This window comes from Kitasatospora sp. NPDC040550 (genome assembly GCF_055594965.1).
In genome coordinates this window covers 46,416-60,196 of sequence record NZ_JBVIWC010000003.1, presented here as the reverse complement: position 1 = coordinate 60,196, position 13,781 = coordinate 46,416, and the positions used below count along the sequence as shown (strand labels likewise).

Genomic DNA, 13,781 nt, shown 5'->3' with positions numbered 1-13,781 from the left:
TGCAGGAACTGTCCGATGCTCCGGACGGCGGCGCCCCCGCACTGTCCGCACGGTACGGTCGCCCTGACCCCTCGGTCCGTGCCCGCCACCCCACGGATCTCCGGGAGGTGAGCCGGTTCCGCCCCCGGGCTCAAGCGAGTCCGCCGGCCCGTCGGGCCGCCTGCTCCACCCGGTCGTGGTGGGCCCGCCACCACGATGCGTCGCCGGGGGCCGTGTTGGCGCCGTCGGAGCGCTGGCCGGTGGCGCCGTCGATGAGTTCGCGGACCAGGTCGGCGTGGCCGGCGTGCCGGTGGGTCTCGGCGATCAGGTGGACGAGCACCCGGTGCAGGGTCTGCTGCGGGCGATCGCCGAACGGGAGCCGGCCGACGGCGTCCAGCGGCAGCGCCTCGATGGTGGCGTCCGAGTGCGCCCAGACCCGGCGGTAGCGCCCGAGGATCTCCTCGGTGCTCTCCTCGGCCCGGGCCCACAGGTCGCCGTTCGGCTCGTCGGTGCCGACGATCCACAGCGGGGTCGGTTCGGGGAAGGGGCGCCCGAAGGTCTCGCCGAGGTACAGGGCCTCGGCCCCGGTGACGTGCTTGACCAGCCCCAGCAGGTTGGTGCCGGTGGGCGTGAGCGGTCGCCGGAGGTCGTACTCGGAGAGGCCGTCCAGCTTCCACAACAGGGCGTCGCGGGCGTCCTGGACGTAGATCCGCAGGTCGTTCTTGTCGTCGTTGGCCGTCATGGGATTCAGTCTGTTGACCGCCGGGAAGCTGTCCACCGGTTTAAGCCCGGCCGGTCAGCCCCGCCGGATCACCGCGGTGCCCCGGTCCAGGTCCACTCCGGTGGGGTTGCGCGGTGCGCCGTTCTCGTCGTCGTCGCGCTGCATCAGTGAGGACTGCCGCTCCTTGAGCTCGTGCTGCTTGCCCGCCGAGAAGGTGGCGTGCAGCTGCTCGAAGCCGGTGGCGGAGATCTGGCCCTGCCGCGCCGGGGTCCGCCAGGGCAGCAGCCCGGCCCGTCCGGCGCGCAGCAGCAACTGGTCGACCAGGGCCAGCGCGGTGAGCAGGACCACCAGCCCGGGCAGGGTGACGAAGACGAGGAGTCCCATGGGGCGAGTATCCGTGTCCCCGGCGGTCCGCAACAGGCCCGGGCGCCGGGGCGAGGGGTGGGAACGCGGGGTGGGAACGCCGGTCAGCGCACGACGTCGAAGATCTGCTTCTGCAGGCCGTTGCCGTAGACCTGGTGCTCGACCAGCTCCAGCTTCTGGGCGTCCTTGTCCGTGGCGCTGAACAGGCGCTTGCCCGCGCCGAGCAGCAGCGGGTAGACGAGCAGGTGGTAGCGGTCGATCAGGCCGGCGTCCGAGAGGCTGTGGTTCAGGGCGGCGCTGCCGTGCAGGATGATCGGCCCGCCCTCGGTCTCCTTGAGGGCGGCGACCTGGTCGACCGAGCGCAGGATGGTGGTCTCGCCCCAGTTCGACACCAGGTCGTCCTCGGTGAGGGTGGTGGAGACGACGTACTTCGGCAGCGTCTTGTAGCGGGCGAACTCCGGCATGTCCGGCCAGACCGGGCTGAACGCCTGGTAGCTGACCCGGCCCAGCAGCATCGCGGTGGCCTCCTCCTGCTCCCGCCCCTTGATCTCGTAGGCCTCGGGGACGAACTCGACGTCCTTGAAGGTCCATCCGGAGTTCCGGTAGCCGGGTTCGCCGCCGGGGGCCTCGACGACGCCGTCGAGCGAGACGAAGGCGGTGCTGATCAGGGTGCGCATGGGTGGTTCCTCGGTTCTCGTGGCTGGGGTTCTCGTGGCTCTGCGGTTACGGGGCGGTGCGTGCGCGTCGGTCAGGCGAGGAGCCCGGCCAGCCACCGCTGCCAGGCGGCTTCGGCCCCGTCCGTCGCGGGCCCGAAGAGGTGGTGGAACATCAGCACCGTCCCCGCGCCGTGGTGGAAGGTGTAGAGCCCGTCGGCGGTGCGGAGTTCGAAGCGTTCGTCGTCCGCCCAGACCACCTCCCCGTCCAGTGCGGGCAGTCCGGCCGGTTCGGCGTGGGTGCGGGCACCCACGGTGACCGGGAGCGGCAGTGACAGTGCGTCGGCGAGGAGGCTGCGGACCTCCGGGTCGCGGCGCCCGCCGCCGGGCGCCGCGGCGAAGACCGGGGTGCCGGTGCGGCCGGGGAAGTGGGTGAGGTACTCGCGGAGCGTGTGCAGGTGGAACGGCCAGCCGCGGCGCAGCGCGTCGTACTCGTCCTGCCAGTCGTCGCCGAGCAGGCCGCTGTGGACGACGCGGAGCACGGTGCTGCCGCCGTCCCGGCCCTCGATCAGATACTCGAAGGCCATGAACCGGCCGTCCTCGGCGGTGGCCGTGCGGGTGGCCAGGTGCTTGCCGGGCTCGTGGGCGGTGACCACCGCCTCCGTGCGGTGGCCGCCGATCTCCATGCCGGCGGTTCCGCCCGCGCGCGGGTCGAGTTCGTTGCGGCCCATGAACCAGGAGTCGAGGCCCGGTCCGGTGGCGATGGCCTCCCAGACCTGTTCCGGGCTCGCCGGGAGGGTCGTCTCCAGTTCGATCTCGAAGGGGTGGGTCACGTCCGGTTCTCCTGGTCGTCTTCGGGCTGCGGTCGGTCGCCTTCGGGCTTGGGCGCCGAGGGGATCTGGTGGAGTCCGACGACCACCCGGTGGCTGCGGCCCCCGGGGGCGGACTCGTCGTGGTAGCGGCTGACCAGGGTGGCCACGGCCAGGGACAGTTCCTCGGCGAAGGCCGTCCGGTCGGCGGCTGAGGCGAACCGCACCTGGGCGTCGATGCCGAAGGTGGCGACCCGCCGCCCGGCCCGGGAGGCGCCGGTGAGCAGGGCCCCGACCTCCTGCACCAGCCGGGAGCCCAGGGCGAGCAGCCAGCGGGCGGAGAGCTGGTCGGGGGAGCGGGCGGGGTCGGGGCTCACGGCGGCCAGGACGCTGGGGGAGATCACGTAGGAGGCGGCGGTGGCGCGGTACACCCGTTCGGTGACGTTGCCCTTGCGTCGTTCCTCGGCGAGTTCGACGAGTCCGTGCCGTTCGAGTTCTTTCAGGTGGTAGTTGACCTTCTGTCGGGGCAGCTCCAGCCGGGTGGCCAGCATGGCGGCCGAGCCGGGCTCGGCGAGGGCGGCGAGGATCCGGGACCGGATCGGATCCAGGGAGGCCTCGGCTGCGGCGGGTTCTTCGATCACGGCGACGTCCAGCACCCCTCCAGCATCCGACCGACAAAAAAATTTGTCAAGGAAAAAAGGGTTGTCGGTCACCTGGAAGAGCCAAGGGGGATCCGGCATTCGGCGCATCCGACACGGAGCGTGACGAATGGGGGTGGTGAGGTGGACTTGAATCTTTGCGAACGGATGTTCGATCCTGGGGCTGTGCCCGTTTTCGAACCTGCTTTCGAATCCACCGCCGAGCAGCCCGAACGCCCCGTGCTGCGGCCGGTGGCGTTCCCGGCTGCCGTGCCCGCGTCCGAGGTCGGGCGGGTGGACGGGCGAACGGCTGGACGGGTGGACGGGCAGGCGGAGGGGCCGGCAGCCGGGCGCGGACTGGTACCGGTGGTGCCCGCCCTGCGCGAGGTGCTGCCCGACGGCGGACTGCGGCGCGGGACGGCGGTGTCGGTGGCGGGTGGGGACGCCGGACTGCTGCTCGCCCTGGCCGCCGGGGTCCGGGAGACCGGGGGCGGCTGGGCGGCCGCGATCGGGCTGCCGGACCTGGGCCTCGCCGCCGCCGAGGCGTACGGGCTGGACCTGCGCCGCCTGCTGGTCGCCGACGACCCGGGGCAGCACTGGCCCGAGGTGGTGTCCGTGCTGGCCGGCGCGGTCGAACTGATCATGCTGCGCCCGGACGGGCCGGTGCCCCCGAAGCTGGCCGCCCGCCTGGCCGCCGTGCTGCGGCGCACCGGCTGCGTGCTGCTGGTGGCCGGCCCGTGGCCGGGGGCGGTACTGCGACTGGGGGTGCGGTCCGGGCGCTGGTTCGGGCTGGGGGACGGCTACGGGCAGCTCGCCGGGCGTCAGGTGGAGGTGGTGGCCGAGGGGCGCGGCTCGGCGGTGCGCGGCCGGACGGCCCGGCTCTGGCTGCCGGACGAGCACGGCGCGGTCCGCCCGGTCCGGGAGCAGCCGCAGCCCCTCGCCGTTCCACCGGGCCCCGCTGTACCCGCCGTATCCGCCGTCCCCGAGGCGGTCCCGCTCGTGGCGGCGGTGGTGTGACGTGCCGACGACGCCCGATGGTGACCGGACCCCCAGGGTGCTGGTGGTCTGGTGCCCGGACTGGCCGGTGGTGGCCGTCACCGGTGACGACCCGGTGGCCGTGACCGAGGCCGGCCGGATCCTCGCCTGCTCGGCGGGTGCCAGGGCCGCCGGGGTGCGGCAGGGGCAGCGGCTCAAGCTGGCCCAGCGGCTCTGCCCGGAACTGGAGCTGCGCGACCGCGACCCGGAGGCGGAGACCCGCCGCTTCGAGCCGGTGGTCGCGGCGGTGGAGGCGTTCACGCCCCGGGTGGAGGTGATCCGCCCGGGCCTGTGCGCCATCCCGGTGAAGGGTCCGGGCCGCTACTTCGGCGGCGAGGAGGCGCTCGCGACCCTGGTCGGCGCGGCGGTGGCGGACGCCCTCGGGCGACCGCCCGTCCCGGACGCCGTCCCCGGCGCGGTGACAGTGCCCGCCGAGCCCGGCCCGCCCGCCGGACCCACCAGACCCACCGAACCCACCACCGAACCCACCGGACCCACCACCGAACCCGCCGAACCCACCAGACCTGCCGAACCCACCACCGAACCCACCACCGAACCCGCCGCCGAACCGATCGGGCCCACCACCCCGACCGCCCCCCACGCCCGGATCGGCGTCGCCGACGGCCTGTTCGCCGCCGTGCTCGCCGCCCGCGCCGGGGTGCTGGTGCCCGCCGGCCGGACGGCGGAGTTCCTCGCCCCCTACCCGGTGGCCACGCTGGGCGACGAGGCGCTGGCCGAGCTGCTGGGGCGGCTCGGCCTGCCCACCGTCGGGGCCTTCGCCGGGCTGCCGCCCGAGGCGGTCGCGGACCGCTTCGGCCCGGCCGGGACGGTCGCGCACCGGCTGGCCCGCGGTCTGCAGCCGCGCCCGCTGGTGCCGCGCGACGAGGCGCCGGACCTCGCCGTCGAGCAGCGCTTCGACCCGCCGGAGCCGTCGGCCGAGCCACTGGTGTTCGTCGCCCGCACGCTGGCCGAGCAGCTGCACCGGCGGCTGGCCGGGGCCGGGCTGACCTGCCGTCGCGTGGCGGTCGAGGTGGCCTGCGCGGACGGCCGGACGGTCTCCCGGCTGTGGCGGCACGAGGGCCGGCTGTCCGCGACGGCCCTGGCCGAGCGGGTCCGCTGGCAGCTCCAGGCCTGGCAGGGCATGGGCACCTTCGCCGGCGGTCACAGCGATCGAGAGGGTTTCGCCCTGCTCCGCCTCGCCCCCGACGGCCTCTCCCCGGACCAGGGCCGCCAGCTCGCCCTGTGGGGCCAGGCCGTCGCGGACGACCGGGTGGAGCGCGCGGTGGCCCGGGTGCAGGCGGTGCTCGGGCACGCCGGGCTGCGCCGGATCGAGCCGGCCGGCGGGCGCGGTCCGGGTGAGCAGCAGGTCCGGGTGCCGTGGGGCGAGCCGTACGAGGCGGCGGCCGCGGCGGACGCGCCCTGGCCGGGGCGGCTGGCGGAACGGTCGGCGGACCTCTGGCCGGCCGTGGTGCTGCGCGAGCCGGCACCGGTACGGGTGCTGGACGAGGCCGGCCGGCCGGTCACGGTGGACGGCCGGGCGGGGGTGTCGGGCCGGCCCGCCCTGGTCGTGGCCCGGGGCCGCGAGGAGCGGGTGGCGGCCTGGACCGGGCCCTGGCCGGCGGTCGAGTACTGGTGGGACCAGTCGCTCGCCCGCCGCCGGGCGCGGTTCCAGGTGGTGGTGGACGGCGGCCGGGCGCTGCTGCTCACCGTGGAGGGGGGTGCGTGGTACCTGGAGGCCGGCTACGACTAGCGGGCCGAAGGCCCGCAGCAGGGGGCAGGACCAGTACGAGAACGACGAAGGCAACCCCCGATGGGCTTCACCAGCCACCCCACCGTCCCCTGGAGTGAACTGCACCGCCGGCTGACCGGCGCCGCGCCGGACCGCACGGTCGTCCCGCTGCGCCGCCCTGCCGAGGAAGCCCCCACCGAGGAGGCCCCCACCGAGGAGGCCCCCATCGGGGAAGCCCCCACCAAGGAAGTCCCCACCGCGGAGGCCCCCACCGGGGGAGCCCCCGTCGAACCCTGGGCCGAACTGCACGTCCACTCCGCGTTCAGCTTCCTGGACGGCGCCAGCGACCCGGAGGACCTGGTCGCCGAGGCGGTCCGGCTGGGCGTGGAGACCCTGGCGATCACCGACCACGACGGCCTGTACGGAGCGGTCCGGCTCGCCGAGGCGGCCCGGGGGACGGGCGTGGCCACCGCTTTCGGCGCCGAACTGACGATCCGTCACCAAGGCGGGGACGTCGAGCACCTGCTCGTCCTGGCCCGCGACCCGGCCGGCTACCGCCGCCTCTCCGCCGCGATCGCCGCCGCCCAACTGGCCGGTGGCGCCAAGGGCCGCCCGGCGTACGACTTCGCCGCGCTCGCCGGGGCGCACGACGGCCACTGGGCGGTGCTCACCGGCTGCCGCCTCGGCCGGGTCCCGGCGGCCCTCGCGACCGGCGGGGCGGAGCAGCGGCTGCGCACCCTCACCGAGGCGTTCGGCCGGGAGAACGTGTACGTCGAGCTGATCGACCAGTGGCTGCCCGGCGACGACCGGCGCAACGACGCCCTCGCCGCGCTCGCCGGAGAACTGCGACTGCCCGTCGTCGCCTCCACCAACGCCCACCACGCCGGCCCCGCCCAGGGCCGGCTCGCGCAGAGCCTGGCCGCCCTGCACGAGCGCCGCACGCTCCAGGAGGCAGCCGGCTGGACCAGGGCCTCCGGCACCGCGCACCTGCGTTCGGGCCGGGAGATGGCCGCCCGGCTGGCCCGCTTCCCCGGCGTGCGGCGGGCCACCGCCGAACTCGGCCGGGCCTGCGCCTTCGACTTCGCCAAGCTGGACCCGGAACTGCCCGGCTACCCCGTCCCCGAGGGGGAGACCGAGATCGGCCACCTGCGCGCCCTGGTCGCGGCCGGCGGCCCGGCCCGCTTCGGCTCCGGCAACGCCGCCGCCCGCCGCCAGCTCGCCAAGGAGCTGGACGTGATCGAGGACCTCGACCTGGCCGGCTACTTCCTGATCGTCCACGACATCGTGGACTTCTGCCGGAGCCAGGACATCTGGTGCCAGGGCCGCGGCTCGGCCGCCAACTCGGCGGTCTGCTACGCCCTCGGGATCACCGCCGTCGACCCGATCCACTACAAGCTGCTGTTCGAGCGCTTCCTGTCCACCGCCCGGGACGGCCCGCCCGACATCGACCTGGACATCGAGAACCGCCGCCGCGAGGAGGTCATCCAGTACGTCTACCGCCGCTACGGGCGCGAGCACGCCGCCCAGGTCGCCAACGTGATCACCTACCGGCCCCGGCTGGCGATCCGCGACGCCGCCCGGGTGCTCGGCTACCCGCAGGGGCAGGTGGACGCGTTCAGCCGGCAGACCGATTTCCGCTCCGCCCCCGGCGCGGACGCCGTCATCCCCGCCGACGTGCTCTCGCTCGCCGCCCAACTCCACGGCCTGCCGCGCCACCTGGGCATCCACTCGGGCGGCATGGTGCTCACCAAGGAGCCGATCGGGGAGATCTGCCCGACCGAGTGGGCGCGGATGCCCGGGCGCTCCGTCCTCCAGTGGGACAAGGAGTCCACCGCGGGCGCCGGGCTGGTGAAGATCGACCTGCTCGGCCTCGGGATGCTCGCCGCGCTGCACGACGCCTGCGACCTGGTCGAGCAGCACCACGGGCTGCGCTACGACCTGGCGACCATCCCGGGCGACGACCCGGGCGTGTACGCGATGCTGCGCCGCGCCGACACCGTGGGCGTCTTCCAGGTCGAGTCCCGGGCGCAGATGGCCACCCTGCCCCGGCTCAAGCCGGACCACTTCTACGACCTGGTGGTCGAGGTCGCGCTGATCCGCCCCGGCCCGATCCAGGGCGGCTCCGTCCACCCGTACCTGCGCCGCCGCGCCGGGGTGGAGCCGCCCGGCTGCCCGCACCCGCTGATGGAGAACGCCCTCGGCAAGACCCTCGGGGTGCCGCTGTTCCAGGAGCAGATGATGCAACTCGCCATCGACTGCGCCGGGTTCACGCCTGCCGAGGCCGACCGGCTGCGCCAGGCGATGGGCGCCAAGCGCTCGCACGAGCGGGTGGCCCGGCTGCGCGACCGGCTGCTCACCGGGATGGCCGAGCGCGGCATCCCGCCCGAGGTCGCCGAGGACGTCTACGGCAAGATCGAGGCCTTCTCCAACTACGGCTTCCCGGAGTCGCACGCGATCAGCTTCGCCTACCTGGTGTACGCCAGCGCCTGGCTCAAGCACCACTTCCCGGCGGCCTTCACCTGCGCCCTGCTGGCCAACCAGCCGATGGGCTTCTACGCGCCGCTCAGCCTGGTCGCGGACGTCCGCCGGCACGGCGTCCGGGTGCGCGGGGTGGACGTCAACGCCAGCGGGCCGCGCCCCACCCTGGAGCCGTACCGGGGCCCGACCCCCGCGCCGCCGCTGACCGCCGGCCGCCCCCAACCGGCCATCCGGCTCGGCCTGGAGACGGTGCGCGGCATCGGCGCCCCGCAGGCCGAGCTGATCGCGGCCGGGCAGCCGTACGCCGACCTGGAGGACTTCGCCCGCCGCACCGGCCTGCCCGCGCCCGCCCTGGAGGCGCTGGCGACGGCCGGGGCCTTCGACTGCTTCGGGCTGACGAGACGTCAGGCACTGTGGGCGGCGGGCGCGTTCGCCGGGATCTCGGCCGAACTGCTCCCCGGCACCACGCCCGGCACCGAGGCGCCGGAGCTGCCCGGGATGAGTCCGGTCGAGGAGACCATCGCCGACCTGTGGGCCACCGGCACCTCCGCCACCAGCCACCCGCTCCAGCACCTGCGCGCCCACCTGGACCGCGGCGGGGCGCTCAGCGCCGCCCAACTCCCGGACGTACCACCGGGAACGGCCGTGGTGGTCGGCGGCCTGGTGACCCACCGCCAGCGCCCGCCGACGGCCGGCGGGGTGCTCTTCCTCAGCCTGGAGGACGAGACCGGCCTGATCAACGTGATCTGCAACCGCCCGGTCTGGGAGTCCCAGCGCCGCACCGCCCTGGACCGGGCCGGCCTGCTGGTGCACGGCCACATCGAACGCGACCGCGGCGCCACCAACCTGATCGCCACCCGCCTCACCCCGCTGCGGATCGGCCTGTGAGGCCTCGGACACGCCCCAGGTCCGCCCGGTCGTGCTCAGTCCGGGTAGCGCACCAGCCCGCTCAGGTCCAGGTCGAAGTCGAACGGCTCGGGAATGCGGATGCTGTCCCCGAACTTCCGGTCGTGCCGCGCGTGGTAGCGGTCGTGGTTCGGTTCGGAGAACAGTGTGACCGTGCCCTCCCGCGGATCGATGATCAGGTAGAGCGGGACGCGCATCACCGCGTAGTCGCGGAGCTTGTCCACCCAGTCGTTCCCCGCGTTGGAGGGCGAGACCACCTCGACCGCGACAAGGGCCTCCTCCGCGGCAGCGGTATCGCCCTCGCGGGCCAGCGAGGCGATCGGAAGATAGGTCAGATCGGGGGTGCGCTCCTTCGACACGTCGGGGGTGGTCAGTGCGCTGTTGCCACTGAACATGTAGCCGTCCGGAGCACGGCGTTCGAACTGCCGCTGGACGAGTCCGAGGTTCAACTGGTGGATGCTGGACGGGGCCGCCTGCATGATCAGCGTGTCGCCGGACCATTCGACCCGGACGCCTTCGGGGGCCGTGCGCAGCACCTCCTCGACGAAGTCGCGGTGCCGCTCGTAGAAGCTCACGGTGCCTCCTCCGGTAGGTGCGTTCGGCCGCCTCGCAGTCTATGCGCGAAACCACCCCGGGCCGTTCAGGCGCCGGGGGCCGGCTGCCGCCCCTTGCCGGGAGGGCCGGCGAAGGCCTGGGCGATCGGCAGCCAGATGGTGGCGATCGGGCCGGTGGCGGTCAGGGCGAGGTCGTCGCGGTGGCGGCGCTGGGTGACCAGGAGGCAGAAGTCCAGGGCGGGACCGGTCACCACGTCCATCGCGTCCATGGGGCCGAAGGCCCACGAACCCCCGTCGGGCGCGGTCAGTTCGAGCCGCACCGGGCGCTCCGGGGCGGGCAGGCCGTGCGCCGCGAAGGCGAAGCCGAGGGTGCGCAGGCCCAGGTGGGCGATGTGCCGCAGCCGGTCGGTGGGTTCCCGGGTCGCGCCCAGCGCGTCCGCGACGTCCTGGCCGTGCGCCCAGGTCTCCATCAGCCGGGCGGTGGCCATCGAGGCGGGCTTCATCGGCGGGCCGAACCAGGGCAGCCGGACACCGGCGGGGGCGGCGGCCAGGGCGGCCTGCACCTCCGCCCGGCCGGCCCGCCAGCGGGCGAGCAGGGCGGCGGGTTCGGCGGCCGCACCCTCCCTGGCACCCTCCTCGACCGGGTCGGCGCCGGCGGCCAGCAACTGGGTGAAGCGGCCGCCGAGCGAGGCGGTGAAGCCCGCCGGGTCGCGGGTGGCCAGTGCCGTCCAGTCGTCGGTCCAGGCCAGGTGGGCGATCTGGTGCGCGACCGTCCAGCCCTCGGCCGGGGTGGGTGCGGCCCAGTCCGCGGCCGACAGTCCGGCCACCAGCCCGTCCAGCACGGCGCTCTCGGCCCGCAGGTCGGCCAGCAGGCCGTGCAGGACGCCCGGGGCGCCCGGGGTGTTCGGGTCGGTCATCGGCTCTTCCCTCCGGTCAAGGCGGTTGCTACTCGTCTACTACTCGTCGGTAGCCCCGCGGCGGCACCCTACGCCCCGACCGGCGCCGGCGCCCGCCACTCCACGGAACACGCACGTCAGGGCTCTCGCCTCCGGTCGCACCGCGTGTGACAATTCCGCGATGACCAGGGCTGCGGACCCCCTCGCCGCCGTGCCGGACGGCGCCCCCGACCACCCCGACCACCCCGAGTGCCCCGGCCGGCCGGAGCACCCCGACGACCCCGAACTCGCCGCCCGCGCGGCCGAGCTGGTGCGCCGCGCGGTGCTCGGCGACCTCGCCCGCCGGGTGGTGGCCGAATGCGGCGCGGACGTCGGCCTGGTCGGCGTGCCCGAGCCGCTGCCCGGCAGCCGCCCCGGGAGCGAGGGCATGGTGCTGCGCCACTGGGCCGGCACCCGGGCGGACCTGCTGCACGACGTGCCGGTCCCGGCCGGCCTCGGCCTCGGCGGCCGGGCGCTCGCCGAGCGCGCGCCCACCTGGGTGCCCGACTACCGTGCGGCCACCACCATTTCGCACCAGTACGACGCGGCCGTGGCCGCCGACGACCTGTACGCGATGCTCACCGTCCCGCTGCTGGACGGCGACACCGTGCACGGCGTGGTGTACGCCTCGCTGCGCACCGTCGTCCCCTTCGGTGACGTCCGGATCTCCGCCGTCGGCCGGCTGGCGGCGACGGCCGCCAGGGCACTCGCCGGAGCGGCGGCCTGGAGCCGTACGAAGCCCGAACCGGTGCCCCCCGCAAGGCCGTTGACCCGGCGCGAGCACGAGGTGCTGCGCTGGGCGGCGACCGGCCGGACCAATCCGGAGATCGCCGCCCACCTGGGCCTGACCTGCAACACCGTCACCGGCTACCTCAAGTCCGCGATGCACAAGCTCGGCGTCCGCAACCGGACCGAACTCGCCCTCGCGGCCCGCGCCTCGGGGCTCGTCGACTGAGGCTGGAAGTCGACCGAGAGCGGGGACCGGCCGAGGGCAGGAGCCGGTTGAGCGCGGAGGTCAGTTGACCTGCCGCTCCCGCCCGCTCCAGTACGGCTCGCGCAGCCGGAACTTCTGCAGCTTCCCGGTGGCCGTGCGCGGCAGCTCGGCCCGGAACTCCACCGAGGTGGGCGACTTGTAGCCGGCCAGCCGCTGCTTGCAGTGCGCGATCAGCTCCGCCTCGGTGACGGCCGCCCGGTCCTCCCGGAGCACCACCAGGGCCTTGACCGTCTCGCCCCACTTCTCGTGCGGCACCCCGATCACCGCGACCTCGGCCACCGCCGGGTGGCCGTACAGGCAGTCCTCCACCTCGATCGAGGAGACGTTCTCCCCGCCGCTGATGATGACGTCCTTCTTCCGGTCCGAGATGGACAGTTGGCCGTCGGTGAGGGTGCCGCCGTCGCCGGTGTGGAACCACTCGTCCCGCAGCGCCTCGGCGGTCGCCTCCGGCTGCTGCCAGTACCCGTCCAGCACGGTGTTGGAGCGCACCAGCACCTCGCCCTGGGCATCGACCCGCAGCTGGGTGCCGAGCGCGGGGGCGCCGGCCTGCACCAGCTTCTCGGCCCGTTCGGCGGCCGGCAGGGTGTCCCACTCGGCGCGCGAGCGGTTGACCGTGACGATCGGCGCGGTCTCGGTCAGGCCGTAGAGCTGCATGAACTCCCAGCCCAGCTGCTCCTCGACCTGCTGCACCACGGAGGTCGGCGGCGGGGCGCCGGCCACGATCATCCGCACCCTGTCCCGGCCGGGCACCGGGCCGTCCCAGTCGGCGGCCGCGTCCAGCACCATCTGCACCACGGCGGGCGCGCCGGACAGGAAGGTCACCCCGTGCCGCTCGACCCGGCGCAGGATCTCGGCGCCGTCCACCTTGCGCAGCACGATGTGCCGGGCGCCGAGTCCGGTGAGCGAGAACGGCAGGCCCCAGCCGTTGGCGTGGAACATCGGCAGGGTGTGCAGGTACACGTCCCGGTCGTTCGCGCCGTAGTGCAGGCCCATCAGCGTCGCGTTCAGCCACACGTTGCGGTGGGTGAGCTGAACGCCCTTGGGGCGGGCGGTGGTTCCGCTGGTGTAGTTGATGGTCGCGGTGTCGTTCTCGGAAATGGCGTACCGGCGGGGCGCGTGGTCGAAGTCGTACAGCAGCGCGTCACTGTCCGCGCCGAGCACGAACTTGTGCTTGGCCACCACCCCGTGCAGGGCGTCGGCGAGTTCGGGGTCGACCAGCAGCACGGAGGCGCCGCTCTGCTCGACGATGTACGCGACCTCCTCGGCCCGCAGCCGGAAGTTGACCGGCACCAGTACCCGGCCGTACCCGCTCACCCCGAAGAAGGAGGTGAGCAGCCGGGCCGAGTTGTGCGAGACGATCGCGACCCGCTCGCCTGGACCGACGCCGAGCCGGTCCAGCCCGGCGGCCTGGGCCCGGGCGAGTTCGGCGACCCGCCGGTAGCTCAGCTCGCCCCAGGATTCGGCCGGTTGCGCCGGCTCGTCGACGATGCCGACCCGGTCGCCGTAGACCAGCTCGGCGCGGTCGAGGAAGTCCATCGCGGAGAGTGGAATCTGCATGCGCCCACTGTGCTATCCCGCGCGCCCGCTGCACACCCCCGATCGGGGGTGTCACCCGTTGGAACGCAGCCGCTCGGCCGTCGTCAGCGCCGCGAGCAGCCGGTCCCGGGCCTCGGTCTGGGCGGCGATCCGGTGCTCCAGCGCGGCCAGCCGCTCCCGGACGATCTCCAGCACCTGCTCGGACGGCGGCCGGGACAGCACGTCCCCGTCCAGGCAGCCGAGCAGGGGCCGGAGGTCCTCCATGGTGAGCCCGGCGGCGACCAGGGCGCGGATGTTGCGGACCCGTGAGACCGCCGAATCCCGGTACTCCCGGTAGCCGTTGGCCGCCCGCTCGGAGTCGATCAGCCCGGCCTGCTCGTAGTGCCGCAGCGCCCGGGCCGTACTGCCCGTCCGCCGCGCCAGTTCACCGATCCGCACCGCCGCCCCGCCC

Annotated in this window: 13 protein-coding genes; 4 read left to right on the top strand and 9 right to left on the bottom strand. The window is 74.5% G+C overall.

Translation table 11 applies throughout. The features are described 5' to 3' along the window. Positions 1–130: 130 nt before the first annotated feature. From ACZ58X_RS05535 to ACZ58X_RS05515, 5 genes are all read right to left on the bottom strand, one after another. Positions 131–721, bottom strand: coding sequence for a DinB family protein (locus ACZ58X_RS05535; protein WP_470332399.1), 591 nt, complete (start codon positions 719–721; stop codon positions 131–133). A 54-nt stretch (positions 722–775) separates the two neighbouring features. Then, positions 776–1,084, bottom strand: a complete 309-nt coding sequence (locus tag ACZ58X_RS05530; RefSeq protein ID WP_470332398.1) for a DUF6191 domain-containing protein — start codon at positions 1,082–1,084, stop codon at positions 776–778. 83 nt (positions 1,085–1,167) lie between these two features. Next, positions 1,168–1,740: a dihydrofolate reductase family protein gene (locus ACZ58X_RS05525; RefSeq protein ID WP_470332397.1), complete on the bottom strand. Its 573-nt coding sequence runs from the start codon at positions 1,738–1,740 to the stop codon at positions 1,168–1,170. A 71-nt stretch (positions 1,741–1,811) separates the two neighbouring features. Continuing rightward, positions 1,812–2,549, bottom strand: a complete 738-nt coding sequence (locus ACZ58X_RS05520) for an SRPBCC family protein (protein ID WP_470332396.1) — start codon at positions 2,547–2,549, stop codon at positions 1,812–1,814. Next, on the bottom strand, positions 2,546–3,181 hold the full coding sequence (locus tag ACZ58X_RS05515) for an ArsR/SmtB family transcription factor (protein WP_470332395.1): 636 nt from the start codon (positions 3,179–3,181) through the stop codon (positions 2,546–2,548). Before ACZ58X_RS05515 ends, ACZ58X_RS05520 begins: the two co-directional genes overlap by 4 nt. Positions 3,182–3,349: 168 nt before the next feature. Here ACZ58X_RS05515 and ACZ58X_RS05510 point away from each other — a divergent pair, with 168 nt between their 5' ends. From ACZ58X_RS05510 to ACZ58X_RS05500, 3 genes are read left to right on the top strand one after another with little or no spacing between them, the layout of a single operon-like run. Next, on the top strand, positions 3,350–4,180 hold the full coding sequence (locus ACZ58X_RS05510) for a hypothetical protein (protein ID WP_470332394.1): 831 nt from the start codon (positions 3,350–3,352) through the stop codon (positions 4,178–4,180). A 1-nt stretch (position 4,181) separates the two neighbouring features. Further along, the gene (locus tag ACZ58X_RS05505; protein WP_470332393.1) at positions 4,182–5,948 is read left to right on the top strand and encodes a DNA polymerase Y family protein; all 1,767 of its coding nucleotides are present in this window, start codon (positions 4,182–4,184) and stop codon (positions 5,946–5,948) included. Positions 5,949–6,008: 60 nt separating this feature from the next. Further along, entirely contained in the window at positions 6,009–9,293 is a 3,285-nt protein-coding gene (locus ACZ58X_RS05500; protein ID WP_470332392.1) for an error-prone DNA polymerase, read from the top strand. A 35-nt stretch (positions 9,294–9,328) separates the two neighbouring features. Here ACZ58X_RS05500 and ACZ58X_RS05495 read toward each other — a convergent pair whose 3' ends face one another. After that, the gene (locus ACZ58X_RS05495; protein ID WP_470332391.1) at positions 9,329–9,886 is read right to left on the bottom strand and encodes a Uma2 family endonuclease; all 558 of its coding nucleotides are present in this window, start codon (positions 9,884–9,886) and stop codon (positions 9,329–9,331) included. 65 nt (positions 9,887–9,951) lie between these two features. Further along, on the bottom strand, positions 9,952–10,782 hold the full coding sequence (locus tag ACZ58X_RS05490; RefSeq protein WP_470332390.1) for a TIGR03084 family metal-binding protein: 831 nt from the start codon (positions 10,780–10,782) through the stop codon (positions 9,952–9,954). A gap of 160 nt (positions 10,783–10,942) precedes the next feature. Here ACZ58X_RS05490 and ACZ58X_RS05485 point away from each other — a divergent pair, with 160 nt between their 5' ends. After that, positions 10,943–11,755, top strand: a complete 813-nt coding sequence (locus tag ACZ58X_RS05485; RefSeq protein WP_470332389.1) for a helix-turn-helix transcriptional regulator — start codon at positions 10,943–10,945, stop codon at positions 11,753–11,755. 60 nt (positions 11,756–11,815) lie between these two features. On the opposite strand, the gene ACZ58X_RS05480 is transcribed toward ACZ58X_RS05485, so the two are convergent. Together ACZ58X_RS05480 and ACZ58X_RS05475 are read right to left on the bottom strand one after the other, a co-directional pair. Further along, the gene (locus ACZ58X_RS05480) at positions 11,816–13,351 is read right to left on the bottom strand and encodes an AMP-binding protein (protein WP_470332388.1); all 1,536 of its coding nucleotides are present in this window, start codon (positions 13,349–13,351) and stop codon (positions 11,816–11,818) included. A 51-nt stretch (positions 13,352–13,402) separates the two neighbouring features. After that, the gene (locus tag ACZ58X_RS05475) at positions 13,403–13,768 is read right to left on the bottom strand and encodes a MerR family transcriptional regulator (protein WP_470332387.1); all 366 of its coding nucleotides are present in this window, start codon (positions 13,766–13,768) and stop codon (positions 13,403–13,405) included. Between the last annotated feature and the right edge of the window lie 13 nt (positions 13,769–13,781).